Origin of the sequence: Pseudideonella sakaiensis (genome assembly GCF_048320135.1) — a bacterium.
Classification (GTDB): domain Bacteria; phylum Pseudomonadota; class Gammaproteobacteria; order Burkholderiales; family Burkholderiaceae_C; genus Ideonella_A; species Ideonella_A sakaiensis_A.
The window spans coordinates 1,865,294-1,889,573 of record NZ_CP182947.1 but is presented as its reverse complement, the minus strand read 5'-3'; the positions used below and the strand labels follow the sequence as shown (position 1 = coordinate 1,889,573).

General features: G+C 67.8%; 19 protein-coding genes. 6 read left to right on the top strand and 13 right to left on the bottom strand.

Going from position 1 to position 24,280, the window contains the following annotated elements; all coding sequences use genetic code 11:
* Window positions 1-15: 15 nt before the first annotated feature.
* Window positions 16-957 (bottom strand): Gfo/Idh/MocA family protein, encoded by a 942-nt coding sequence (locus ACNH6H_RS08355; RefSeq protein ID WP_418317033.1) that lies wholly within the window; start codon window positions 955-957, stop codon window positions 16-18.
* 43 nt (window positions 958-1,000) lie between these two features.
* Window positions 1,001-1,726 (bottom strand): alpha/beta fold hydrolase, encoded by a 726-nt coding sequence (locus tag ACNH6H_RS08350; protein ID WP_418317032.1) that lies wholly within the window; start codon window positions 1,724-1,726, stop codon window positions 1,001-1,003.
* A gap of 191 nt (window positions 1,727-1,917) precedes the next feature.
* Between ACNH6H_RS08350 and ACNH6H_RS08345 the strand changes: the two genes are divergently transcribed.
* The gene (locus tag ACNH6H_RS08345) at window positions 1,918-2,472 is read left to right on the top strand and encodes a CHRD domain-containing protein (protein ID WP_418317031.1); all 555 of its coding nucleotides are present in this window, start codon (window positions 1,918-1,920) and stop codon (window positions 2,470-2,472) included.
* Window positions 2,473-2,554: 82 nt separating this feature from the next.
* A complete protein-coding gene (locus ACNH6H_RS08340) occupies window positions 2,555-2,917 on the top strand; it encodes a hypothetical protein (RefSeq protein WP_418317030.1) in 363 nt (120 codons plus the stop codon).
* A 69-nt stretch (window positions 2,918-2,986) separates the two neighbouring features.
* On the opposite strand, the gene ACNH6H_RS08335 is transcribed toward ACNH6H_RS08340, so the two are convergent.
* The 4 genes from ACNH6H_RS08335 to ACNH6H_RS08320 form a co-directional block, all read right to left on the bottom strand.
* Window positions 2,987-5,224, bottom strand: coding sequence for an NADP-dependent isocitrate dehydrogenase (locus ACNH6H_RS08335; RefSeq protein WP_418317029.1), 2,238 nt, complete (start codon window positions 5,222-5,224; stop codon window positions 2,987-2,989).
* Between the two features lie 224 nt (window positions 5,225-5,448).
* Window positions 5,449-5,871, bottom strand: coding sequence for a PAS domain-containing protein (locus ACNH6H_RS08330; protein ID WP_418317028.1), 423 nt, complete (start codon window positions 5,869-5,871; stop codon window positions 5,449-5,451).
* 39 nt (window positions 5,872-5,910) lie between these two features.
* Window positions 5,911-6,234, bottom strand: a complete 324-nt coding sequence (fdxA, locus tag ACNH6H_RS08325) for a ferredoxin FdxA (RefSeq protein ID WP_418317027.1) — start codon at window positions 6,232-6,234, stop codon at window positions 5,911-5,913.
* Window positions 6,235-6,289: 55 nt separating this feature from the next.
* Window positions 6,290-7,492: an NnrS family protein gene (locus ACNH6H_RS08320; RefSeq protein ID WP_418317026.1), complete on the bottom strand. Its 1,203-nt coding sequence runs from the start codon at window positions 7,490-7,492 to the stop codon at window positions 6,290-6,292.
* A gap of 112 nt (window positions 7,493-7,604) precedes the next feature.
* Between ACNH6H_RS08320 and ACNH6H_RS08315 the strand changes: the two genes are divergently transcribed.
* Together ACNH6H_RS08315 and ACNH6H_RS08310 are read left to right on the top strand one after the other, a co-directional pair.
* Entirely contained in the window at window positions 7,605-8,087 is a 483-nt protein-coding gene (locus ACNH6H_RS08315) for an RrF2 family transcriptional regulator (RefSeq protein WP_418317025.1), read from the top strand.
* A 43-nt stretch (window positions 8,088-8,130) separates the two neighbouring features.
* Window positions 8,131-8,400 (top strand): hypothetical protein, encoded by a 270-nt coding sequence (locus ACNH6H_RS08310; RefSeq protein ID WP_418317024.1) that lies wholly within the window; start codon window positions 8,131-8,133, stop codon window positions 8,398-8,400.
* Between the two features lie 9 nt (window positions 8,401-8,409).
* Here ACNH6H_RS08310 and ACNH6H_RS08305 read toward each other — a convergent pair whose 3' ends face one another.
* Window positions 8,410-9,384 carry a LysR substrate-binding domain-containing protein gene (locus tag ACNH6H_RS08305; RefSeq protein WP_418317023.1) on the bottom strand — a complete coding sequence of 325 codons (975 nt, stop codon included), beginning with the start codon at window positions 9,382-9,384 and terminating at the stop codon, window positions 8,410-8,412.
* Window positions 9,385-9,495: 111 nt separating this feature from the next.
* On the opposite strand from ACNH6H_RS08305, the gene ACNH6H_RS08300 reads away from it, so the two are divergent.
* The gene (locus tag ACNH6H_RS08300; protein ID WP_418317022.1) at window positions 9,496-9,942 is read left to right on the top strand and encodes a DUF2917 domain-containing protein; all 447 of its coding nucleotides are present in this window, start codon (window positions 9,496-9,498) and stop codon (window positions 9,940-9,942) included.
* A 27-nt stretch (window positions 9,943-9,969) separates the two neighbouring features.
* Here the strand turns inward: ACNH6H_RS08300 and ACNH6H_RS08295 are convergent, their stop codons facing one another.
* From ACNH6H_RS08295 to ACNH6H_RS08275, 5 genes are all read right to left on the bottom strand, one after another.
* Window positions 9,970-11,577, bottom strand: a complete 1,608-nt coding sequence (locus ACNH6H_RS08295; protein WP_418317021.1) for a SulP family inorganic anion transporter — start codon at window positions 11,575-11,577, stop codon at window positions 9,970-9,972.
* 141 nt (window positions 11,578-11,718) lie between these two features.
* Window positions 11,719-12,945 (bottom strand): glycolate oxidase subunit GlcF, encoded by a 1,227-nt coding sequence (gene glcF, locus ACNH6H_RS08290; protein ID WP_418317020.1) that lies wholly within the window; start codon window positions 12,943-12,945, stop codon window positions 11,719-11,721.
* 8 nt (window positions 12,946-12,953) lie between these two features.
* Window positions 12,954-14,063 carry a glycolate oxidase subunit GlcE gene (glcE, locus tag ACNH6H_RS08285; RefSeq protein WP_418317019.1) on the bottom strand — a complete coding sequence of 370 codons (1,110 nt, stop codon included), beginning with the start codon at window positions 14,061-14,063 and terminating at the stop codon, window positions 12,954-12,956.
* A 53-nt stretch (window positions 14,064-14,116) separates the two neighbouring features.
* Window positions 14,117-15,619 carry an FAD-linked oxidase C-terminal domain-containing protein gene (locus ACNH6H_RS08280; RefSeq protein ID WP_418317018.1) on the bottom strand — a complete coding sequence of 501 codons (1,503 nt, stop codon included), beginning with the start codon at window positions 15,617-15,619 and terminating at the stop codon, window positions 14,117-14,119.
* Window positions 15,620-15,760: 141 nt separating this feature from the next.
* Entirely contained in the window at window positions 15,761-16,633 is an 873-nt protein-coding gene (locus ACNH6H_RS08275) for a LysR substrate-binding domain-containing protein (protein WP_418317017.1), read from the bottom strand.
* A 105-nt stretch (window positions 16,634-16,738) separates the two neighbouring features.
* Here ACNH6H_RS08275 and ACNH6H_RS08270 point away from each other — a divergent pair, with 105 nt between their 5' ends.
* On the top strand, window positions 16,739-18,055 hold the full coding sequence (locus tag ACNH6H_RS08270; RefSeq protein ID WP_418317016.1) for an MATE family efflux transporter: 1,317 nt from the start codon (window positions 16,739-16,741) through the stop codon (window positions 18,053-18,055).
* A gap of 37 nt (window positions 18,056-18,092) precedes the next feature.
* Here the strand turns inward: ACNH6H_RS08270 and ACNH6H_RS08265 are convergent, their stop codons facing one another.
* Window positions 18,093-24,251: a CHAT domain-containing protein gene (locus tag ACNH6H_RS08265; RefSeq protein WP_418317015.1), complete on the bottom strand. Its 6,159-nt coding sequence runs from the start codon at window positions 24,249-24,251 to the stop codon at window positions 18,093-18,095.
* Window positions 24,252-24,280 lie beyond the last annotated feature (29 nt).

Genomic DNA, 24,280 nt, shown 5'->3' with positions numbered 1-24,280 from the left:
TCTTGGCACAGCCGATCAGCCTTGCAGCATCGCCTCGATGTTGTGCACCACCGAAGCGGCTTCGGAGAAGCTCGCAAGACCATGGTCGGTTCGGCCTTCGAGCATTGCGGCCAGCGCATCGAGCGTCGCCGGCATCGATTCGCTGCGCTCGCTGATCTGGCCGCCGTAGTCGAGCCTTGCCCAGTCGACCAGCGCGGCACTGGAGCGGCTGCCATGGACCTCGAAGCGGTTGCTGTCCGCGATGTCACCGGCCACCGCCGCATCGATGCTGACCTTGCCTTGTCTGTGCACCAGCTGCGCCCGCAGCGCGGTTTCGGTCTGGCCCGGCTCGCGGCTCAGCAACACATCGGCGACCTCGGCCGGGCCGAACAGCCGCTGCGCAAGAAAAACGAAATGCGACAGCACCTCGCGCGTGAAGCCGCCCTCGTCGGGCCCGGCCAGCCAGTCGCTGGCCGCCGCCTGCCACGGCCGTGGCCACTGCGCAAAACGCAGCGTGATGCGGGCGTCGACGACATCGCCGAGCTCGCCGCCATGCACCAGCTCGATCAGCCGCCGGCTTGCCGCCGAGCGGGCAAATGGAAAATGCACTGCGGTCGGTCGCGAGGCCGCGTCGGCCGCGTCACGCAGCGCCCCGGCCTGGGTGGTGTCGGCGGCCAATGGTTTTTCGCACAACACCGCGCGGCTGGCGGCGAGTGCGGCTTGCACCGCGTTCAGGTGGTGTGCCGGCGGCGATGCGACATAGACCAGATCGACCGCCGGATCGGCCACCAGATCGGCGATGCCGGTGGCGCGGCGGGCAATGGGACACAAGGGCTGCGCGGCATCGAGCGCCGCAGGCGAAGGGTCCCAGATGGCAATGACATCGAAGCGCGGATGGGCCGCCAGCGCCGTCGCCATGCGCCGGCCCATGATGCCGGTGCCGAGAATGCCGATGCCGAAGCGGGGGGTCTGGTTCATCCGCCGATGTTGCACCAGATCGGCGGTGCGGCGCGCAACGCCGTCAGCGCGCCGCCATCGCCAGCAGATGCCGCACCAGCGCCTGCGGCTCGCTGACCATCGGGCAGTGGCCGGTGGCGATCTCGACCACGTCGAAGCCCGGCAATTCGCGGACCCGCTTGCGCATCGCGTCGATCGTCGGATAGGCGGGCTGGTTGCAGTCGATGAAGCTGCGCGGGATCGCTGCCCAGCGGGCGCCGTCGAAATCGAGCGGCTCGCGGTAGGGGCCGAACGGATGCGGCACCTGGCGGCGCTGCAGCCAGTCGCTGTCGGCGCCGGCAAGGCCGAAATCGGCCGGATCCGGCGGCGGCAACGCATGGTTGTTCGCGCGTGCTGCCTCGGTGCGGGCGGCGACGACCTCGGCACTGTGTTTGTCGCCCCAGCCTTCGCCGGGCAGCGGCACCATCGCATCGACGTAGACGAGGTGGCGCAGCGAAGCCGTGCCGCGGCCGAGCAGCCGATCGGCCGCGCCGGTGATCACCATGCCGCCATAGCTGTGGCCGACCAGCACGATGTCGTCGAGTTCTTCCGCCTCGACCAGGCCGACGACATCGGCGATGTGGGTCTGCAGCGTGATGCCGGGATGGCGCAGATGGGCCCGTTCGCCGTCGCCGGTCAGCGTCACCGCATGGACCTCGTGGCCGGCGGCGCGCAGCGGCCCGAGGACTCTGCGCCAGATCCATGCGCCGCCCCAGGCGCCGTGGACGAGGACGATCGGAGGCAGTGACATCGGTTTCTCCTTGCCGCTCGGTGGTCGGTGACGGTTGTTTGCACCGATTCTGCGCCTGCTGCATCTGTTTGGCCGGTGCTTGCGTAGGGATCGGCAGCAGCGCTGCAACAGCGTGTTGCACGGGCTGCTGTCCAGATGCTGCCGCCATCCGGCGTCGGTCCGTCACTTGCCTGTCGAAAAAAGGAACAACCATGAAGATGTTCAACAAGATCCCGTCGATCGCCGCCGCCACGCTGCTCGGGCTCGCCGCCTGGGCGCCGCATGCCCATGCCGGCCATCTGAACCCGGTGCTCGAGGCCGAACTCGATGGCCGCGAGGAAGTGCCGGCCGAGGGGCAGAAAAAGGCCGGCGATCCCAACGGCCGCGGCAAGGCCTATGTGTTCGGCATCGATGGCGATCCGTTGACGCTGTGCTACATCCTCGTCGAATTGAAAAAGGTCGATGAACTCGAACTCGCGCCGGGCAACGGTCGCGCCGCACACATTCACGAAGGAGCACGCGGATCGAATGGCGGCGTCGTGGCCAATCTGGCCTGGCCGCAGGACGGGCAGGCCGGCGACTGCCTGACCGAAGGCGAGATGGGCAAATTTCCCACCGGCGAAGTCGGCATCGTGCAGCGCATCCTGAACAATCCGTCGATGTTCTACGTCAACGTGCACAACGCCGTTCATCCGACCGGCGCAATCCGCGGCCAGCTGATGGAGAGCGGTGGCGAGCACAAGCACAAGGACAAGAAGCACCGCTGATCGCGCAGCAGGCGGGGCGACCGGCGAACCGGTCGCCGATTTGCGGCTACGCTCGAGCTTTTGAAGCTCAGCTGCTGCGACGATGACCGATCCGATCCCGCCCGGTGGCGGCGAAGAAACCGCCGAATACATCCCGTTCGAGGAATTCCGCAACGGCTTGCCGTTCGGACGCTTCCGGGTGATCGTCAATCCGGTGCTGGCGCGGCGCTTCGTTGCGCAGCGCACCCACGCGACGCCGCTGGCGATCGCGATCATCGGCATCGGCATCGCGACCGCGCTGGCCGGCCATGTGTGGACCGGTGCGTTGCTGGTCGCGGTCGGCGTGTTGCTCAGGCGGGCGGTGCGCTGGCAGGCCGACAAGATCCTGCTGCACCTGACGAGCCGGCATGAATCGACCTACCTGTCGGCGACCACGCAGGGCGTGATGGAAGTGCAGCGCAGCTGACCGCGGCGTGGCGGTCAGCGGCTGACGCGAGCAGGCGCAACGTATCCACGCTGCGCCCGCAAAGCCTGCTCAGGCCGCGACGGCCTCGAGCGCCTGGTTGAAGGTCTTGCTTGGCCGCATCACCGCTGCGCATTTCGACGGATCGGGCCGGTAGTAGCCGCCGATATCGACCGCCTGGCCCTGCACCGCAGCCAGCTCGTCGATGATCTTCTGCTCGTTTTCGGCCAGCTGGCGCGCCAGCGGTGCGAAGTGCGCCGCCAGTTGCTTGTCGTCGGTCTGCGCGGCCAGCGCCTGTGCCCAGTACATCGCGAGGTAGAACTGGCTGCCGCGGTTGTCGAGCTCGCCGGTGCGCGGCGACGGCGACTTGTTGTTGTCGAGCAGCTTGCCGGTCGCCTCGTCGAGCGTGCGGGCGAGGATCTTCGCCTTCGCGTTGTTTTCCTTGATGCCCAGGTCCTCGAGCGAAACCGCCAGCGCGAGGAATTCGCCGAGCGAATCCCAGCGCAGGTGGTTTTCCTCGACCAGCTGCTTGACGTGTTTCGGTGCCGAACCGCCGGCGCCGGTCTCGTACATGCCGCCACCGGCCATCAGCGGCACGATCGACAGCATCTTCGCGCTGGTGCCGAGTTCCATGATCGGGAACAGGTCGGTCAGGTAGTCGCGCAGGATGTTGCCGGTCGCCGAGATCGTGTCCTGGCCACGCACGACGCGCTCGAGCGTATAGCGCATCGCCCGCACCTGCGACATGATCTGGATGTCGAGGCCGCTGGTGTCGTGGTCCTTCAGGTAGAGCTTGACCTTCTTGATCAGCTCGGCCTCGTGCGGGCGGTAAGGGTCGAGCCAGAACAGCACCGGCATTCCCGAATTGCGTGCCCGCGTCACCGCGAGCTTGACCCAGTCGCGGATCGGCGCATCCTTGACCTGGCACATGCGCCAGATGTCGCCCTGCTCGACGTTCTGCGACAGCAGCACCTCACCGGTCGCGATGTCGACGATGTTCGCGGTGCCGTCTTCCGCCACCTCGAAGGTCTTGTCGTGCGAGCCGTATTCCTCGGCCTGCTGCGCCATCAGGCCGACGTTCGGCACCGTGCCCATCGTGCGCGGGTCGAAGTTGCCGTTGGTCTTGCAGAAATTGATCATCTCCTGGTAGATGCGGGCGAAGGTGCTCTCCGGGATCACCGCCTTGGTGTCCTTCGGACGACCGTCGGCGCCCCACATCTTGCCGCCCAGCCGGATCATCGCCGGCATCGACGCATCGACGATCACGTCGTTCGGCGCATGCAGGTTCGAGATGCCCTTCGCCGAATCGACCATCGCCAGTTCGGGCCGGTGCTCGTGACAGGCGTGCATGTCGCGCATCACCTCCTCGCGCAGCGAATTCGGCAGCGTCGCCAGCTTGTCGTACAGATTGACGAGGCCGTTGTTGACATTGACGCCGAGGTCCTCGAACAGCTTCGCGTGTTTCTCGAACGCCTCCTTGTAGAAGATGCGCACCGCATGGCCGAAGACGATCGGATGCGAGACCTTCATCATCGTCGCCTTCACGTGCAGCGAGAACATCACGCCGGTCTTGCGGGCGTCTTCCATCTGCTGCTCGTAGAAGTCGCACAGCGCCTTCTTGCTCATGAACATGCTGTCGATGATCTCGCCGTCCTGCAACGCGACCTTCGGCTTCAGCACGATGGTCTTGCCACCCTTGGTGACGAGTTCCATCCGCACGTCGCGCGCCTTGTCGAGCGTCATCGACTTCTCGCCGTGATAGAAGTCGCCGTGTTTCATCGTCGCGACGTGGGTGCGCGAGGCCTGGCTCCATTCACCCATCGAATGCGGGTGCTTGCGTGCATAACGCTTGACCGCCGGCGGTGCGCGGCGGTCCGAATTGCCTTCGCGCAGCACCGGGTTGACGGCGCTGCCGAGGCATTTCGAATAACGCGCGCGGATCGCCTTGTCGGCGTCGGTTTTCGGATCCTCCGGATAGTCCGGCAGCTTGTAGCCCTGTGCCTGCAGTTCCTTGATCGCCGACACCAGCTGGTGCACCGAGGCGCTGATATTGGGCAGCTTGATGATGTTGGTATCGGGCTGCAGCGTCAGCCGGCCGAGTTCGCCCAGCGTATCGGGCACCTTCTGCGAGTCGTCGAGGTGCTCCGGGAATTCGGCCAGGATGCGCGCGGCCACCGAGATGTCGGCTTCCTCGACCTCGATGCCGGCGGCGCCGGCAAAGCTGCGCACGATCGGCAGGAAGGAAGCGGTCGCCAGATAGGGCGCCTCGTCGGTCAGCGTATAGATGATTCGGGATTTGGCTTCAGCCATCTGGGTCCTCTCGAAAAATGGTTTGGCCGGGCTTGCTCGTGCGGCCGACACGATGGATCGGTCCTTGGGGAACCCTCAAGTATCGGCGATGTCGCCTGCCGGGCACGGGCGTCGGCCGAACAACGGCCGGCCGTTCGCGGTTTTTCCGCAAGCCCGATCCGCCTGGCCAAGCAGCAACCATGCCCGACAGGGGCCGGGCCGGCACCGCCCGGCCCGCGCCGCCTTCAGGCCGCGGGTTTCGCGGCGCCGGCCGCAGCGGCCTTTTCGCGCTCGACCCGTTCGGTGACGTCGCGGGCAACCGCCACCGAGCCGATCGCGCCGCCATCGGCGCCAACCACCATGCCGAAGCTCATCTCGAGGTAAAGCTTCTGGCCGCTCTTGTGCAAGCCGCGCGTCATCGTCGCGCGGCCGTTCAGCCGCGTCTTGCCGCTGCTCATTGCCGCCTCGAAACCGCGCCAGTGCGCCTTGCGCAGGTGCTCCGGGATGATCAGGTCGAGGTTCTGGCCAATCGTCTCGTCGGCGGAGAAGCCGAAGATCGACGCCGCGGCGGCATTCCAGCGCTCGATCGTGCCGTCGCGGTTCGAATAGATCAGCGCTTCGGCCATCTGCTCGACGATGGCCTGGTCCAGATCACTGCCTGTGCTCATGTGTGTTCCCTTGGTTGGCTGCGGTTGATGGATGGATTTTCAGCGTTCGAGCAGATCGCGCTTGTGCTCGACCTTCGCCCATTCGTCGGCGTCGGGCAATGGCGGCTTGCTGCGGGTGATGGTTTTCCAGGCAACGGCCAGTTCGGCGTTGAGGGCGATGAAATCGCGCTGTTCGGCCGGAACGTCGTCGTCGGCATAAATCGCGTCGACCGGGCATTCCGGAACGCAGACGGCGCAGTCGATGCAGTCGTCCGGATCGATTGCCAGGCAGTTCGGTCCCTCGCGGAATGCATCGACCGGGCAGACGTCGACGCAGTCGGTGTATTTGCAGCGGATGCACGCTTCGGTCACAACGAAGGTCATGCCTGCGGCCCCACAAAGAGAGTCGCGGGGGCGGGCGTGGAGTCCGAGCCTCGCATCATCCGTCCTTGCCGTCGGCGCGGGTGGTCAGCAGCCACGGTGCGAAAACGAACAGATAGATCGCGAACGCGGCGCTCCAGGCCAGCGCTGCCACCAACAACGAAAAAATCAGCCATTGCGGCGCGATCACCGGCGCGAAGACGCGTGCAAGCGCCGCCAGCATCACCAGCGCATACGCCAGCACCTCGAGCCTCGAGGCTTGCAGCGGGCGGCCGGTATGGCCGCGGGCGGTGCGCGTCACCATGCCGATGATCAACCCGCCGGTGGCACCGACCGCCAGCGCATGGATGCCAGGCGAGGCGGCGACCAGGCCGAGCTGCGCCAGCGAGAGCAGTGCAAAACCCACCGCCAGCCAGGCATAGGCGAGGTGCAGGATCCACAGGATCGGACGGCTTCGGCTCACCCATGGGCGCCATTGCCACTGGCGGAACAGGTGGCAGGCAGCGGCGAGGGCCAGGAAAACCGCACCGAGCGGGCCGGGGCTTGCGACTGCCCACCAGACCAGCGCGATCGCGGTGATTGCCAATGTTGCCGACTCGAGACGAGGGTTGATCGTCAGCCGCAGTCCGGGCGTTGCGCTGCTCGTGAATGCCGGAACCACCCGCCCGGCGATCACGCACTCGATCATCACGATCAGCGCCAGCGCCGCATGCAGCGCACGCGCCGGTGGCAGATCGACGACGCCGAGCACCGCCAGATGAAAAACGAGATTGGCCGACGCCAGCAGCGCCAGGATCGCGACCAGCGGCAGATTGCGCCGGTTGCCCGCTCGCAGCAGCACCGCCGCAAAAACCGCGGCGACGATCGGCAGCAGCAGGATATCGACGGCGGCGTAAACCGCATATGGCGCAGCAATCGCCGCGATCCGCGCCGCAAGCCAGAGCGCCGCGAGACCGCCGAGCACCGTGCCGCGTGGCGTCGCCAGGCCGGTCCATGCCTTGCCGGCGGTCAGCAGAAAACCGACGATCACGGCGACCGCAAAACCGAACAGCATCTCGTGGCCGTGCCACAGCACCGGACTGGTCGGCAACTGCAGGTTCACGACGCCGAGCAGCATCGCCAGCCACAACGGCATCGCCAGCACGGTGAACAGGGCGGCGCCGAGGTAGAACGGGCGAAACCCCAGCCGCAACAGCGGCCAGCCGCTCGGCTGTGGCAAGGCGGCAGCCGGTGGCATCAGGGGCAGGGTCTTGTTGTCCATGGCGGATCTGCGACACGGGGCTGCCGAAGCGGGCCGTGGATTTTTAACATGCACAGTATATGCATGTTATCGTCCAGCGACCCCAAGCAATGTTCGCTGCAGGGAGTAGCCGATGCGACTGGCCGAATACACCGATTTCACACTGCGGGTGTTGATGTACTGCGCGGCCAATCGCAACCGCCTCGTGACGGTTGCCGAACTGGCCGAACAGCTCTGCCTGTCGAAAAACCACCTGATGAAGATCGTCAATGACCTGGCCCGGCAAGACGTCATCGAGACGCTGCGCGGTCGGGGCGGCGGGCTCAGGCTGCTGCAGGATCCGCAGCAGATCCGCATCGGCGACGTCGTGCGTCGATGCGAGACCGACTTTCGCCTCGTCGAATGTTTCGACCAGCAGACCGATGCCTGCACGCTGACACCGGGTTGCCGCCTGAAAGGCGTCTTCGGCGCGGCGCTGCGCGCCTTCTTCGAGCAGCTCGACGCGGCGACGCTCGCCGACATCGCGGTGCCGACGGCACTGCCGCACAGCGAAGCCAAGGCATGGCCGCTGGGAGGGGGCAAGCTCCGGATTGCCGCGCCGGCCGACAAGGCCTAGAGTGCAGGCAGATCCGCTCGACGGATGACCACCGGAGACCCTCATGGCTGACGAAGAGTTCGTCGAGAAAACACCGCTGGACAAGTGCCGCGACATCATCACGCAGATGAAGGAGATGGAGCACTATTCGCGGGCCAATATCGAGAAGCTGACCGCCTTCTGGCTGCAGCTCGACGATGAGCTGAAACAGAAGGACATCGCGAAAAAGGTCGAGACCTTGCTGACGCAGCAGAACGCCTTCCACGATGCGCTGGAGGGCACGATGACCGACCTGGAAGAGGTCTGCGAGGCGATGAAGCCGAAGGAGGCCTGAGCCGCCGCATCAGGTCGACCGCAGCGGACCGCCGGCCGCGGCCGCCAGCAGCCAGGCGACGAACTGGCCGACCTCGGGCCGCATCGCATGGTCTTCATTGACGATCAGGTAATAGCGGTAGCCGGTTGCCATCTTCAGCTCGGCAAACGGTGTCGTCAGGTGGCCGTTGGCGACCACCTCCTCGATCAGCGGTGACAGGCCGAGCACTGCACCCTGGCCGCGCACCGCGGCCTGCACCGCCTGGTCGATGAAACCGAAGACCAGCCGCCCGGCCGACGGTGTCGGCTCCGGCGCGCCGGCGAAGGCAAACCAGCGCGGCCAGGCGCCGGCCTGGGCCGGGCCCCACTCGTCGTCGAGCACGATCAGCGGCAGCTTCGCCAGATCCGCTGGCGCCTGCAGCGCGATGCCGCTGCGCTCGAGCAGATGCGGGCTCAGCGCCGGCGTCAGCATCTCCTCCCACAGCGGCGTCACGCCGGCGATGCCTGCGATCTGCTGCGGCCGGCAGCGGCGAATCGCCAGATCGATGCCGTCGGCACGCAGGTCGACCTGGCGGTCGCTGGCATCGATGCGGATCTCGATCTGCGGATGCTCGGACTGGAACGCGGCCAGACGTGGCACCAGCCACAGCGAGGCAAACGACGCATAAGTGGTCAGGCTGACGCGTGGCGCGTCGGCGGCGCCGCGGATTTCGTCGACGCAACGGTCGATGCCGGCCAGTGCCTGCGTCGCCGCCGCCAGCAGCCGCGCACCGGCCGGCGTCAGTTCCAGCGCCCGTGTCTTGCGGACAAACAGCGGTTCGCCGACCTGCCGCTCGAGCGACGCGATCTGCCGGCTGATCGACGACTGGGTCAGCGCCAGCTCGTCGGCGGCCTGCGTGAACGACAGGCGGCGCGCGGCCAGCTCGAAACCGCGCAACGCGGCGAGCTGGATCGGCCGGCGGTTGCGGCGCTGCGCCGAGGCAGATGGGTGGGGTTTGTCGGGCATTGCGAGACCATACATGCGTGGAGCGCATGCATCAACTGCGATCTTTTCGTTTGTCGGCAGCGCGCCGCAGTTTTCAAATGGCGCCATCGAACAACCACGCAGGAGCCCGAGATGGCATCGACGATCCACAACCCGCAAGCCAGTTTCATCAACCTCGACCACGACCAGCTGCTGGTGCTGAGCGACCGCCGCGGCAGCCGTGTCGAGGTCGTGTTCGGTGGCGTCTGGCTGACCGAGGAAAACCCTCGCGCGGACCAATTCATCGAGGGCGGGCAGGCCTGGCAGATCAGCCGCCGCGGCCGTGTCGTCGCGGCGGCGATCGGCCGCACCGGCGTGCGCATCAGTGCGCCGGCCGGTCTCGCGGCACGCTGGCGTGCGCTGCTCGGCAGCCTTGCCAGGCACCGGCCGGCGCTCGCGGCGCGCGGCGTCGCGACGCTGCTGGCGGTCGTGATCGGCATCGGCCTCGCCGAACTGACGAGCCGCGGCTTCCATGGTGGCGCGGGACCGATGCATGCATTGATTGCATTGCCGGACGGCGCGTTGTCGAAGCCGGTCTGAGCCGGTCCGGTCCGGCGCGTCGCGGCTTCAGGCCGCCGGCTCCTCGGCTTCGTTGACGACCAGTTGTTCGGCGACGCGGGCATCGAGCCAAGGCAGGCCGATGCCGAGCACGCCGGCCAACCTCGCCAGGCTTGCGGTGTGGCCGCAGATCCGCACCTCGACATCGCGCGCCCGCGCCAGCGCGACAAACCGCTGCAGTGCCTGCACCGCGGCGACCCGCGCATGGTGGGCATTGTTCAGGTCGATCGTGACCTGCTTCGCGCGCGACGGCAGCGCCGCATCGAGCCGCTCCGGCAGTTGCCGCGCCGCCGCGAAATAGAGGTCGCCGGAAACCTGCAGCACGAAGCAATTGCAGGTTTCCCCCGGCTTGTCGACCAGCCAGCCGTCGGCAGCCAGTTCCAGACAGCGGATCTGCGGCTGGCTGGTCTGCATCAGGAACATCGCGATGCCGATGCCGGCGCCGAGCAGGATCGCTTCGTGGAAGCTGATGATCAGCGTCGCCGCGGTCGTCACGACGAACAGCGTCCGCGTCTCGTTGCCGGCGCCGAGCATGCTGCGGATCGCCTTCGGTTTCAGCATGCTGATCGCGGTGGCAACGAGCAGACCGGCGATCACCGGCTGCGGAATCGCGCGGATCATCTCGGCGCCGAACCAGATGATCGGCAGCAGCACGACACCGGCGATCAGCGGCGCCCAGCGGCTGCTCGCGCCGCCGAGGTCGAGCAGCACCGAGCGCGTCAGCGAGGTGCTGGCCGGAAACGAGCCGACCACGCTGCCGACCAGATTCGCGACGCCCTGGCTGCGCAGCTCGGGGCTCAGCCAGCGTTGCTCACCGCGATTGCGCAGCGTGACGATCAGCTCCAGCGAGCCGATGAAGGCGACCGCAAAACCCGGTATCACCAGCGCCTGCACCATCGCCCACGACGGCAGGCGGCTTGCCAGCAGCGGCCAGCCGTCGCTGATCGTCGTGCTCGCACCGAGCGTGATCCAGGCGGTGCCCAGGCCACCGAGATCGGACCAGACCAGCGCGACGCTGGCGATCAGCGTCAACAGCGGGATCGGCCAGCGCGGCGCGTAGCGCCGACCGAGCACGACCGACAGCAGCGCGACGACGGCCAGCGCGATGCTGGCCGGCCGGATCGTCGTCGGATCGAGGTTCGCGAGCCGGCTGATCTCGTCGACGACATTGCGGATATCGGCGAACGGCACGCCGAGAAACTCGTCGAGCTGCATCAGCGCGATGATCAGCGCGGCACCGGTCGAAAAACCGAGCATCACCGCTTCCGGAACGAAGTCGAAGATGCGCTCGGCCTTGAAGGCGACGATCGCCAGCCGCGCCAGGCCGGCCATCACCGTCAGTGTCGCCATCGCGGTCAGCAGCTGCTCCGGCTGGCCGGCCCACGGCGCCAGGCTGGTCAGGATCACCAGCCCGGTGGTATTGGTCGGCCCGACCGTCACATGCGCGCTGCGGCCGAGCAGCGCGGCGACGATGCCGGGGATGGCCGCGGTGACCAGTCCGTACATCGGCGGCAGCCCCGACAACATCGCATACGCGAGGCATTGCGGAATGCCGACCAGCGCCACCAGCACGCCTGCATTGACGTCGCCGGTGGTGGGCATCGGAATCTTGATCATCGAGGCTGCGGTCGGTCGCTGCGCGGTTTCGCCACTGGCGCCGCGGCTGAAGCAGCCGTGCCGGCTCGGCGAGGGGTTGCGGGCCGGCTATTGTCGATGATCGGCGGGCCCGGCAAAGTCTTTGCGGGCGCTGCCGCAGGTTCAGCCGCTCAGCGCCTCGTCGAGCAGTTCGACCCAGTGCTTGACCGGCGTCGTCGTGCCGCTTTGCAAATGGGTGATGCAACCGATGTTGGCCGACGCGATCGCCGCCGGCTGCAGCGGCGCGAGGTTGCCGAGCTTGCGGTCGCGCAGCGCATAGGCCAGCTCGGGTTGCAGCACCGAATAGGTGCCGGCCGAGCCGCAGCACAGATGGGCCTCGTTCGGTGCGACGCGGATGTCGAAGCCGAGTTCGCGCAGCCCGCTCTCGACGCCGCCGCGCAACTGCTGGCCATGCTGCAGCGTGCACGGCGGGTGGAAGGCGATCGTCTGCGCGGCCGGCTTGACGCGGCCCTTCAGCGCGCCGACCAGTTCCGGCAGCAGCTCGCTGAGGTCGCGGGTCAGCGCGCTGATGCGCGCGGCCTTTTCCGCATAGGCCGGCTCGTGGCGCAGGATGTGGCCGTATTCGCGCACCGTGACGCCGCAGCCCGACGCATTCATCACGATCGCCTCGACGTCGCCGCGCTCGACCAGTGGCCACCAGGCGTCGATGTTGTTGCGCATCTGCGCCTTGCCGCCGTCCTGGTCGTTCAGATGGAACCTGACCGCGCCGCAGCAGCCGGCGCTCGGCGCGACGACGGTCTCGATGCCGGCGGCATCGAGCACCCGTGCGGTGGCGGAGTTGATATTCGGCGCCATCGCCGGCTGCACGCAGCCGGCCAGCATCAGCATCTTGCGCGGATGGCTGCGCTTCGGCCACGTGCCGGAGGGCCGCGCTTCGGGCACCTTGGCCTTCAGCGCCGCCGGCAGCAGCCCGCGCACCGCCTGGCCGATCTTCATTGCCGGCGCAAACAGCGGCGACGGCAGCCCTTCCTTCAGCGTCCAGCGCAGCGCGCTTTCGGCCGGTGGCCGTGGCACTTTCTGGTCCACGACCTTGCGGCCGATGTCGACCAGGTGGCCGTACTGCACGCCGCTCGGGCAGGTGCTTTCGCAGTTGCGGCAGGTCAGGCAGCGGTCCAGGTGAAGCTGCGTCGAGCGGGTCGGCTCTTTGCCTTCGAGCACCTGCTTGATCAGATAGATGCGGCCGCGCGGCCCGTCGAGCTCGTCGCCGAGCAGCTGGTAGGTCGGGCAGGTCGCGGTGCAGAAGCCGCAATGCACACATTTGCGCAGGATGGCCTCTGCCTCCTGGCCGTCCGCGGTGCCGGCAAATTCCGGCGCGAGATTGGTTTGCATCGTCGGGCTCAGTCAGCGGGGTAGAGGCGGGCGCGGTGGAAGACGGCGTGCGGGTCGAATTCGTTGATCAGCGCGCGGTGGATGCGGGCCAGCGGCGCGCTCAAGGTATCGAAGCGGCCGAGCGTCGCCGTCGTCGGATTCGCCGCGACAAACAGCGTTGCATGGCCACCGGCGCCGGCTGCCGCCGAGCGCAGCCGCGAGCCGTCGCGTTCGCCGGCCAGATACCAGCGCTGGCCGCCGTGCCATTCGATCAATGGCGCGCCGTCGAACGCGAGCACCGGCGCGGTTTGCGGCACCGACAGCCGCCACAGGTCGCGATCGCCGCGGCCTTCGAACCACGGCAGCTTCAGGTCACGCGTCGCCTGCCAGTCGGCGGCGGCTTCGGCCGCGTCGTGCCGCGTGCCGCCGAGGCGTGCGCAGGCGGCTTCGACCGCCGCTACCGCGCCGCGCAGCCGCAGCCACAAGCGGCCTTCGTTGCCGTCGACGGCCTGCCAGCGGCTGGCATTCAGCGGCAGCGGCTGGCCGCCCCATTGATTGAGCATGCGCAGTGCGTCGGCCTGGCTGCAGTCGAACACCAGTGTCGCCTCGGCCGGCGCAACCGGCAGCACCTTCAGGCTGACTTCGCTGATCATCCCGAAAACGCCGAGCGAACCGGCAAGCACCCGCGACACGTCGTAACCGGCGACGTTCTTGATCACCTGGCCGCCAAAGGTCAGGTGATCGGCGCGGCCATTGATCAGCCGGGCACCGAGCACGTGGTCGCGCAGCCCGCCGGCACTGGCGCGCGACGGTCCGCTGAGACCGGCCGCAACGACGCCGCCGATCGTCGATGCGGCGCCGAAGCGCGGTGGCTCGAAGGCGAGGTGCTGGCCCTTCTCGGCGAGCGCCGCCTCGAGTTCGGTCAGCGGCGTGCCGGCCTGCACCGTGACGACCAGTTCGCTCGGCTCGTAGCTGACGATGCCGTTCAGCTCGGTGGTCGGCAACGGTTCGCCCTGCGGCGGCTGGCCGTAGAAATCCTTGGTTGCGCCGCCACGGATCGACAACAAGGTCTTGTCGGCGGCAGCTGCGCGGATGCGTTCGCGGATGCGGTCGATCGCCGGGGTAGAGGTCTCGGTCATCTCAGGACTCTGGATCGGGCTGAAAGCCGCTGGTCTCGATCGGTCTTGCCATGTCAGAACCTCGGCAGATCGGGATGGGCGAGGCGGCCGCCACGGACCACCTCCTTGCCGTATTCGGCGCAGCGCTGCAGCGTCGGGATCACCTTGCCCGGGTTCAGCAGCCCGGCCGGGTCGAAGGCGCGCTTGACGCCGAACATCTGCTCGTTTTCGGCGGCGGTGAACTGCACGCACATGCTGTTGATCTTCTCGATGCCGACGCCGTGTTCGCCGGTCACCGTGCCGCCCATCGCGACGCTGGTCTCGAGGATATCGGCGCCGAACAGCTCGCAGCGGTGCAATTCGTCCGGATCGTTGGCATCGAACAGCACCAGCGGATGCAGGTTGCCGTCGCCAGCGTGGAAGACGTTGCAGCAGCGCAGGTTGTACTTTTTCTCCATCTGCTGAATCGCGAGCAGGATGTCGGCCAGCCGCTTGCGCGGGATCGTCGAATCCAGGCACATGTAGTCGGGGCTGATGCGGCCCGACGCCGGGAAGGCGTTCTTGCGGCCGCTCCAGAACTTCAACCGCTCGGCCTCGTCGCGGCTGACCGCAATCGCGGTTGCGCCGCAGCCGCGCAGCACCTCGGTCATGCGGCCGATCTCCTCCTCGACTTCCTCCGGCGTGCCGTCCGATTCGCAGAGCAGGATCGCCGCCGCATCGAGGTCGTAGCCGGCATGGACAAAATCCTCGACCGCCGCAGCCATCGGCTTGTCGAGCATCTCGAGGCCGGCCGGGATGATGCCGGCGGCAATCACCGCGGCAACCGCATCACCCGCGTTGCGGACGTCGTCGAAGCTGGCCATGATGCAGCGCGCCAGTTGCGGCTTCGGCAGCAGCTTGACGGTCACTTCCGTCGTCACCGCCAGCATGCCTTCGCTGCCGATCACCAGCGGCAGCAGGTCGAGGCCGGCCGCATCGAGCGCCTCGCTGCCGAATTCGACCGGCTCGCCCTCGGCGGTGAAGCCACGCACCCGCAACACGTTGTGCAGCGTCAGCCCGTATTTCAGGCAGTGCACGCCGCCGGAGTTCTCGGCGACATTGCCGCCGATCGTGCAGGCGATCTGGCTCGATGGATCGGGTGCGTAATACAGATGGTAGGGCGCGGCGGCCTCGCTGATCGCGAGGTTGCGCACGCCGCATTGCACGGTGGCGGTGCGGCCGACCGGGTCGATGCGCAGAATCTTGCTGAATTTCGCCATCGACAAGGTGACGCCTTCGGCATTCGGCATCGCGCCGCCGGACAGGCCGGTACCGGCGCCGCGCGAGACAACCGGCACGCCGAGCGCATGGCAGCTGCGCAGCACCGCCTGCACCTGCGCCTCGGTCTCCGGCAGCGCGACCGCGAGCGGGCGTTGCCGGTAGGCGGTCAGGCCGTCGCATTCATAAGGCGTCGTTTCCTCATGCGACGACAGGATGGCATGGCGCGGCAGCAGCTTCGCCAGCGCCGCAACCACCTCGGCCGACCGGGCGCGGCGGTCGGTGGCGGCGGCAGGAGGTGCGTCGATCGTCGTGGTCATGGCACTGTTCCGATGCGTGGATCCGATGGGTCCAACTCTAGGGCAAGATGCCGACCGACAGGTTGATCGTTTTTTGCCGGCTGGGGGAGAAAATTTTGTCGGCCGGGGCCGGAACCCGACGGCGGCGCGCTCCGCGGAGGCTCAGAGCTTCAGCCAGTCGACAAAGGCGGCACATTCCCAGCGTTCGAGTGCGCCGGGTTGCCAGCAGATGTAGTGGCCCATCGGCGATGGCGTGGCCAGCGGCGACAGCCGCACCAGCCGGCCGGCCTCGAGCCAGGACGCGGCCATCTGCAGCCTGACCAGTGCGACGCCGAAGCCGCTGGCCGCCGCGTCATAGACCAGGCCGAGGTCGTTGAACTGGCCGCCGGCCTGCGGCTCCGGCCGCGTCAGTCCGCAGGCGGCAAACCAGGTGCTCCACGGCTCGAGCGGGCTTCTGAGCAGCCGCACCCGCTGGATGTCGGCCTCGCTGGCAAAACCGTCGAACGGGCCGAATTCGTTCAGATAGGCCGGGCTGCACGCCGGCGTCACCTGCTCGGCGAGCAGCAGCCGGTGCTCGATGTCGGCATATCCGCCGGCGCCGTAACGGATCTCGATATCGGCGGTTTCGGCGGTGACGTCGAGCAGCGGGATCGACACCTGCAGCACCAGTTCGATATCGGGCCAGTCGTTGCGGAACAGCTCGAGCCGCGGCATCAGGAACTGCCGTGCAAAGGTCGGCGTGACCGCCAGTTTCAGCCGCGTCGGGCCGCCCGGCGCGCGGCGTTGCGGCATCTGCTGCAGCGCCGCGAGCCCGGTTCGCACATGGGCCAGGTAGGCGGCGCCGTCGCCGGTCAGCGAAAAATCGTTGCGGCCGAACAGCTTGATGCCGACGTGCGATTCGAGCTGGCGCAGCCGGTGGCTGATCGCACTCGGCGTCACCGACAGTTCGTCGGCGGCACGGCCGATGCTGCGCAGCCGGGCCACCGCCTCGAAGGTGACCAGGCATTGGATCGGCGGGATGTGCTGGACGGTCATTCGGATTGTTCGAAACTGCCGCGGATTCTGCCTGCTCGCCGCCGGCAGGCATCATCGTGGGCCTGCCGGACGACCCGGCCCCCGTGCCGCCACCCTCTCAGCCAGATGCGACCCCCCGACGACGGCGCCACCGTCAGCCACCGCACGGTGCTCGGCATTGCGCTGCCGATCATCGTCTCGAATGTCTCGACGCCGCTGCTCGGCGTCGTCGACATCGCGGTGATCGGCCGCCTGCCGGACCCGGCCTATCTCGGCGCGGTGGCGCTCGGCGCCGTCGTCTTCAGTTTCCTGTTCTGGGGCTTCGGTTTTCTGCGCATGGGCACGACCGGGCTGACCGCGCAGGCGCTCGGTGCCGATGACCAGGCCGAGCAAAGCGCCGCGCTCGGTCGCGCGCTGCTGATCGCGGCCGTGGTTGGTGCCGGGCTGATCGCCCTGCAGTGGCCGATCGCCGAGCTCGCCTTTGTGTTGCTCGACGGCAGCGACAAGGTCGAGGCGCTGGCGCGCAGCTATTTCGATATCCGGATCTGGGCCGCGCCGGCCACGCTTGCCAACTATGCCTTGCTCGGCTGGTTCATCGGCCTCGGCCAGGCGCGCATTGCGCTGCTGCTGCAGCTGGTGCTGAACCTGACCAACATGCTGCTCGATGCGCTGTTCGTGCTGCAGTTCGAGATGGGCGTCGAAGGCGTCGCAGCCGGCACGCTGATCGCCGACGTGATCGCAGCCTGCGTCGGCCTGTCGATCGCCCGGCGCCGGCTCGGCTCGACCGGCTGGTCGCTCGCCGGCCTGCTCGACAAGGCCGGGCTGGCGCGCGCGTTGGCCGTCAACCGCGACATCATGGTCCGCACGCTGGCGCTGCTGGCAGTGTTCGTCTGGTTCATGGCGCAGGGCGCGCGGCAGGGCGACGTGCTGCTGGCCGCCAATGCGGTGCTGATGCAGTTTGTCAGCGTCGCCGCCTATTTTCTCGATGGCATCGCATTCGCGACCGAAGCGCTGGTCGGCCGCGCGGTCGGCGCGCGTCGGCGGCGGCAACTCGGCGCCGTCGTTCGCTTGACCAGCGGCTGGGCGCTTGTGCTGGCGGCGCTTGCAAGCCTCGTCTTCATCGGTCTCGGCCCGACGCTGATCGACGCGCTGACCGTCGACCCGGCGGTCCGCCAGTCGGCCCGCGAACACCTGTGGTGGGCTGGCCTGGCGCCGCTGGCCGGTGTCGCCAGCTTCCAGCTCGACGGCATCTTCATCGGCGCAACCCGCTCGGCCGAGATGCGCAATGCGATGCTGCAGTCGCTGGTGCTGTTCCTGCTCGGCTGGTGGCTGCTGCAGCCCTGGGGCAACCACGGCTTGTGGGCGGCGTTGCATGTCAGCTATGCGGCGCGGACCATGACGCTGCTGCGCCACATGCCGCGCCTGCTGCGCAGCGTCGCCTGACCGCGCCACTGTGCGGCCGGCGTCCGCTGCGCAGTGATCACTTGTTGCGTTTGGCAGCCGGCTTGCGGCTGCGTGGTTTGGCCGGCGCTTTTGACGCCGCTGCCTTCGTGCCCTGCTGCGCCGCGCCGGCGCTCGTCTTGCGCCGGCGTGGTCCGGGTTTGGCGCTGCCGGTTGCCGTTGCAGCAGGTTTGTCGCGATACGCCGCGTGTTCCGGCGCTGCGGCGCCGGGCGGCCGGTCACTGCGTGGTGGCCGGCCAGGCTGGACGCGACGCGCCAGGTCGATCAGCCGGTCGGCCGTCGTTGCCATCGCCGGATCACCGGCCGGGCCGAGCGACAAGGCATCGCAGAATCGCGAGATCAGATCGAGGTGGCTGACGATCGAATCGACTTCCGACGGCTTGACGCTGATGTTGCTGGTCGCGTCGGCATAGGCCTTGACGATCGAATCGAAGACCAGCCGGCCGGTATCGTCGTTGCGTCCAAGGCTGCCCTTGATCAGATGCTCGACCAGCAGCGATTCCGGCGGGATCACCGCGCCCCATGGGCCACGATCGTCGGCAAACCCCTGTTCGGCGTTCTGCCGGCATTGCTGGGCAAGTGCGATTGCCGCGTCCTTGCTGGCCGGACTCGACCAGGAGGTCAGCGAATCGAGGGCCAGCCGGTTCAGTGCCAGGTACGGAAAGAAGCGGCTGCTGCCGGGGCTGCCTTCGGCACTGCGGTAGGCCTCGATCGACTGCTGCAAATGATTGTTCATTGCCGCGCGCGCCTCGTCGGCCTCGGCATGAGACAGCCGCCCGCTGAGCAGACGGCGCGCCTGCAGGCTCGCCTTGCGTTTCCACGCGCTGCCGCGCAGCGCGCTGCGCAGCGAGTTGACTTCGGCGCTGGCCGAGGCCGCTTGCGTTGGATCGGCCGACGCGCTGACCAGCGCATCGAGTCCGTCGAGCCGCTTCAATGCGAGGTCGATCAATCCTTCCGCATGGTCGACCGACACCCGGCCGAGTGCCACCGCTGATGCGATCTCCTCTTCGGCCAGCCGCTCGCCGAGCCTGGCCTCGACATTGGCCAGCCGTTCGATGTCGCGGATCGGCACGACGCCCTGCGCATCCTCGGCGCGGATCGCCGCGAGAAAGCTTTCCCGCGCCTTGTCGAGCTGGTTCAATTCGAGCCAGGTCACGCCGAGCGCCGAATGCAGCTGCGGCAGGCCCGACCAGCCGGGCGGACAGCGCTGCTTGACCATCGCCGTCACTTCGTCGGCGCGGGCGCGGGTTTCGCGTTCGCTCATCATGCCGCGGCGCCGCGACAGTTCGGCGCGTGCCCGGGCCAGATCGTCGAGCAGTTCGTCGGGCGATACATACAACGGCCGACGGCCGCCGCTGTGCGCTTCGACGGCCCGCGGTTCGGCGACCCAGCCGGGGTCGCCATAGGCCTGGAATGCGCCCCAGGTGATGTCGGTCGGATTGTTTTCCCAGGTGCGCAGCCTGGCGTGGAAAACCGCGTCGCCGAAGCTCTGCCGGCGCAGCAGCAGCTCTTCATAGAACACCTGGCCGAACAGTTTGGCGGATCGGTCGTCGACCGCCCAGCCGGCAACGATCACGCAGCGCACGCCGATCTGTATCAGTTCGCTGGCGACGCTGGCCGCCAGCTTGTTGCCATTGCGGCCGCCGTCGATCTGGCCGAGGTGGCAGCAGTTCAGGAATACCAGGTCCGGCACCAGTTCCATCGCGCCGACTTCGGCGGCGGTGATCAGCAGGCCGTCGGACAGCAGCACGCCGCTGCGCTGGCGGCCGTCGACGTGACGCAGGTTGAACACGCCATGCGCCGAGATGTGCAGCACGCGCCACGGTTGCTGGTACAGCATCGCGAAGACCGTGCTGGCCGACTGCTCGGCGCCGATCACCGACTTGACCGCATAACCCATGCTGGCGAGGATGCCGGCGGTCGCGACCGCCTCGGCTTCGGCGCCGGGCAATGGTGGTGGATCGTCGGCCGTCGCAACGACCATCGATGCGCTGCCGCCGGCTGCCGAGGTGACGACCGAGGTGGTCGGAAATGCCGGGCCAAAGCCCTTCACCGATGGGTTGCCGATGACCAGCGCGGTGCGCGCGATCGCCTGCCTGACCTGCTGCCGATAACGCGATGCCGACAGCTGCCGCACCACCGCCGCACGCAGCGACAGCGGACGCGAATCTTCCGGCCCGCGCGACGGATCGCTGCGCCGCGACGGGTCGTCCGCCAGCATCAACTCCCATGGCAGATTGGCGGTCTGGCTGTCGACGACGAGCACGACCCGGTCGAGCTGGCGCGCCGCATCCTTGAAATCATGCGGCACCATCAACTGGAACAGCATGCGGCCGAAATCCTCGTTCCATCTCGGATCGCGGATCTGCTGCGCGACCAGCGCCTCGATCAGCCCGGGCTGGCGCTGCTGCACCACCGATTCGGCGCGGGCGCGCTGGCCGACATACAGAAAACGCAGCCGGTCGGCGACCAGCGTGACATCGGACCGCGGTCCGTTGCGCGGCGCCGGGCCGGTTGCGCCATGCGGGCTTTCCGGCGGGCAGTCCTCCTCGTTGCGGTCGGCATCGGTGATCAGCAGCCGCGGCCAGTAGCTCGAGTTGCGGTCGTCGAACAGGCGCTGGCGCGCGCCTTCGCCGCGCACCAGTTCGCCGCGTGGCACCAGCGTCGCGCCGTGCCGCTCGGCCTGCGAGGCCAGCCGTTCGGTCAGCTGGCGCAGCGCATAAACCGCGGTGATCGCGGTGTCGACATACAGCTCGATGATGTCGAGCCGCGAGATCCGGATATTCAGCCGCGTCGTCTCGAAAAATCGCGCATTGGCTTCCATCACGCCATTGATGATCGCCTCGACCGATGCGCCGACGGTCAGGTTCGCCGATGAATTGAAGCCGATCAGCAGCGTTGCCAGCGGCACCTCGCGATCGGCCTTGCCGAGCACGTCGATGATCTGCAGCAGGTAGCGCAGCGTGCCGGCGCGCACCGCGCCGGTCAGTTCGGACGGGCTCAGCGATCCTTCGTAGCGGCCGAGTCCGGTGACGATCGCGCCGGTCAGGCTGCCGCGTTCGCGCTCGAATTCGTTCGGTATCCGCAGCACGACGGTCGCGGTGCCGCGCGGGCCGGCGTACAGGCCGAGCGTATGACGCTCGGTCAGGTCGCCGGCGAGCAGTTCGCGGTCGACCAGCGACTCCGCGCCGGAGATCGGATCCTGCTCGTAGTGGCCGACCAGGATCGGACTCTTCAGGAAGCGCAGGTCCATCGCCTTCACGACGACCTCGAGCCGGCGCCGCGGCCGCGCGGCGACGCGGTTGCGCAGCGAGCCGCCGAGCAGGCTGCGCTGCATCGCGTCGGGGTCGTCGGCGGTCGGCGGGCCGGCATCGTAGACCACCGGTTGTGGCTGCTCGATCGCGCGCGTCGCCGGCGGCTGCATGCCCAGCAGCGAGGTTTCGCCGGAGGTCAGCAACTCGGTCAGCGCCGGAAAATGTTCCGGCGTCGACAGCAGATCGCCGTGTTGTGCCGGCTGGTAGTAATAGCGGCCGATGCCGCCGATGCGGCCCGAATCCCAGGTCACCGTGCCGTCGCCGCGGGTCGTGCCGACCAGCTTGACCCGCCAGCCTCCCTTGCCGTCGCTCTGCTCGTGCAGCCCGCACGGCGTATTGCGTGCGACACCGAAGACGTAGATGCTGTTGCGCTCGTAGGCCGCCGGCAGTTGCGGGCGGGCGGCGCCGTCCTGCTGCCACAGCCAGCTGCCGGCATCGAGCACCTGCTGCCCTGGTGTGCCGGCCTTCTTGTCGCCGAACCAGAAATCGCTGACCTTCGCGCGCAGCGCGGTCCAGCTGCGGGCATCCTGGTAGTCGTAGAAGCCGCCGCCGTCCGGCTGGCCCTGGAAGGTGTCGATGAAGCCGGGTTTCGGCAGCAGCTGCAAGGCGCCGCGGAAGTTCGCGACGATGTCGAGCACGCCCTGCATGTCGTGCTTCAGGTCGAGCCGCACCAGCGTGCGCAGCGTATCGCCCTTGCCGATCAGGTTGGCAACCATCGAATGCGCACCCTGGTTCGGCGTGCCGCACATCACCAGCCGGGCGCCGTCGCGCGCCATCAGCGCGTCCATCACGGTGCGCCGCTTGTAGATGCAGGCGCGAACGACCAGCCCGCCCATGCTGTGGGCGAGCAGCCGGATCGGCGCGTCGGTCTTCTTCATCAGCTGGTCGAGGTATTCGCCGAGCCGCTCGGCGAGTACGTCGATCGGCTGCCGCCAGTCGTACGGAAAGCGCTCGACGCGGTGGCTGCTCGACAGGTATTCGCAGACCTTGCCATACGACATCGCGAACAGCTCGTCGGCCTCGACGCCCGGTCGGCCCCAGGCGATCTTTTCGAGACCGCCGGTGGCGATGTCGAGCGGATCGAACCAGACGCGGTCGTGGCGGTTCGCCAGCAGATGCGAACCCATCACGCCGGGCAGCACGACGACGATCGGGCGCTTGTCGTCGCCGCCCACCGCGCGGCTGCGTTCGGCACTCGCCAGCGCAGCGTCGTATTCATCGCCGCTCGGCAGCTCGCGGAAGGCCGGCAGCTGATCGGGCTCCGGCGACACCAGCCAGTCGCGCAATGCGCTGCGCGTATCGATGTTGCTGAAATAGCGGAAGTGCGAGACATCGGCGCCGCGGTCGAACAGCACCCGCGATTTCGCCTTCGGTGCAATGCCGGCGAGCATCGACGGCGTATTGACGACCAGGTCGTTGTCCTCCTTGTCGAACAACAGGAAATCGGTCAGCAGCACACCGAGGCGCTTCAGCAGATTGCCGCCTTCGATGTCGCCGGCGATCACCGCCATGCTGATCTCGCCGCGCAGCGGCGCATCGCGCATCAGCCGCGCCATCGGCGAATCCGGCAGCATCGCCTCGATGCCCGGAACCAGATGCGGATTGGTTCTGTTCTTCGCGACCTCGACGACCACGCGCTTGAATGCCGAATACAGCGGATTGCCGAAGAAAAACGGCACCGCACCGATCAGCGTCAACATCCCCGACAGGAAGACATCGAAATTGCCGCTGGCCAGCAGCGTGCCGTTGGCCGGTCCGGCGGTTCGCACATAACGGTCGACGACGATGCGCCGCTCGCGCAGCAACCGGGCCAGCCGGCGCAACTGCTTGCGCTGCTCGGCATGGGCGGCTTCGAGTTCGGCCAGCACGCGCGCCGATTCATCGGCATCGGCGTCGCCGGTGCGCGGGAAGCCATAACAGTAGGAATCGATCAGCGGATCGAAATTGCCGAGGCACAGCAGGTCGGCGACCAGGCCGCCGCGCGAATGCGAGGCCAGCGAGACATGGGCGCCACGCGGCAGCGCCTTGACGAGCTGGATCGCATTCTCGATCGGGCTCTCCGACAAGGTGCGATGCTCGAAGCCGAAGATGCCGCCGGGATATCGCGCCTCCAGCATGCCCCACAGATCGCGGTCGCCGGTGCGCAGTTCGCCGAAGCTGCCGAGCGTGCTCGATCCGGTGCCGTGGACGAAGACCAGCATCTTGCGGTTCTGCGGATCGACCAGCGGCATGTCGTCGACACCGACCAGCATGGCCGGCTGCAGATCGGCCTCGGTGCCGCTGGTGCCGATCCAGTGGTAGAGGCCGGGCTGGTGGGCAAGGCGGCTTTCGATCGCCTCCATCAGCACCTTGGTGCCGAGCCAGCTGACGCCGAGTTCGGCCTTGTCCTGCAATTTGTCGAGCGCGGCTTCGATGATCAGATCGGGCGCGGCCCCGACCGCCAGCGTGAAGACCTTGCTGATCAGGCCGCCGACGGCCTCGCCGAGTCCGCGTCCGGCCGCCGCGCCTTCATTGCGCAGCTTCTCGAGCAGGATGGTGTCGCCATCGAGCATCTCCGGATGGGTGCGACGCAGCGTCTCGCGCAGCCGCTCGGCACTGGTGATCAGCGTGCTGCCGTCGGCCAGTTCGAGCACGATGATCTCGTCCGGCGCCGCTTCGTGGCTCTGCTGGCTGGTACCACCGACGCTGCTGCGCGCGGTCGGCCCGACGTCGAAGGAGCGCACCCGTTGCAGATAACCGGCCGGCAGAAACCCGTCGTCGCGGCCATCGGCCGCGCGCGTTGCGCCCATCAGGATGGCGGGCAATTCCTCTTCGGTCTCGCGGCCGGTCAACTGCAAGCCGACCTTGGTCGGGGTGTCTGCCATCGAAGTCTCCTGTCTTGTCGTGCTGCCTC

Coding starts and splice junctions, on each gene's coding strand:
- ACNH6H_RS08340 (WP_418317030.1), top strand. CDS start 2,555: ATGACCGATCCGATCCCGCCCGGTGGCGGCGAAGAAACCGCCGAATAC.
- ACNH6H_RS08350 (WP_418317032.1), bottom strand. CDS start 1,726: ATGTCACTGCCTCCGATCGTCCTCGTCCACGGCGCCTGGGGCGGCGCA.
- ACNH6H_RS08310 (WP_418317024.1), top strand. CDS start 8,131: ATGGCTGACGAAGAGTTCGTCGAGAAAACACCGCTGGACAAGTGCCGC.
- ACNH6H_RS08345 (WP_418317031.1), top strand. CDS start 1,918: ATGAAGATGTTCAACAAGATCCCGTCGATCGCCGCCGCCACGCTGCTC.
- ACNH6H_RS08265 (WP_418317015.1), bottom strand. CDS start 24,251: ATGGCAGACACCCCGACCAAGGTCGGCTTGCAGTTGACCGGCCGCGAG.
- glcE (WP_418317019.1), bottom strand. CDS start 14,063: ATGACCGAGACCTCTACCCCGGCGATCGACCGCATCCGCGAACGCATC.
- ACNH6H_RS08280 (WP_418317018.1), bottom strand. CDS start 15,619: ATGACCACGACGATCGACGCACCTCCTGCCGCCGCCACCGACCGCCGC.
- ACNH6H_RS08270 (WP_418317016.1), top strand. CDS start 16,739: ATGCGACCCCCCGACGACGGCGCCACCGTCAGCCACCGCACGGTGCTC.
- glcF (WP_418317020.1), bottom strand. CDS start 12,945: ATGCAAACCAATCTCGCGCCGGAATTTGCCGGCACCGCGGACGGCCAG.
- fdxA (WP_418317027.1), bottom strand. CDS start 6,234: ATGACCTTCGTTGTGACCGAAGCGTGCATCCGCTGCAAATACACCGAC.
- ACNH6H_RS08330 (WP_418317028.1), bottom strand. CDS start 5,871: ATGAGCACAGGCAGTGATCTGGACCAGGCCATCGTCGAGCAGATGGCC.
- ACNH6H_RS08275 (WP_418317017.1), bottom strand. CDS start 16,633: ATGACCGTCCAGCACATCCCGCCGATCCAATGCCTGGTCACCTTCGAG.
- ACNH6H_RS08295 (WP_418317021.1), bottom strand. CDS start 11,577: ATGATCAAGATTCCGATGCCCACCACCGGCGACGTCAATGCAGGCGTG.
- ACNH6H_RS08355 (WP_418317033.1), bottom strand. CDS start 957: ATGAACCAGACCCCCCGCTTCGGCATCGGCATTCTCGGCACCGGCATC.
- ACNH6H_RS08320 (WP_418317026.1), bottom strand. CDS start 7,492: ATGGACAACAAGACCCTGCCCCTGATGCCACCGGCTGCCGCCTTGCCA.
- ACNH6H_RS08300 (WP_418317022.1), top strand. CDS start 9,496: ATGGCATCGACGATCCACAACCCGCAAGCCAGTTTCATCAACCTCGAC.
- ACNH6H_RS08315 (WP_418317025.1), top strand. CDS start 7,605: ATGCGACTGGCCGAATACACCGATTTCACACTGCGGGTGTTGATGTAC.
- ACNH6H_RS08305 (WP_418317023.1), bottom strand. CDS start 9,384: ATGCCCGACAAACCCCACCCATCTGCCTCGGCGCAGCGCCGCAACCGC.
- ACNH6H_RS08335 (WP_418317029.1), bottom strand. CDS start 5,224: ATGGCTGAAGCCAAATCCCGAATCATCTATACGCTGACCGACGAGGCG.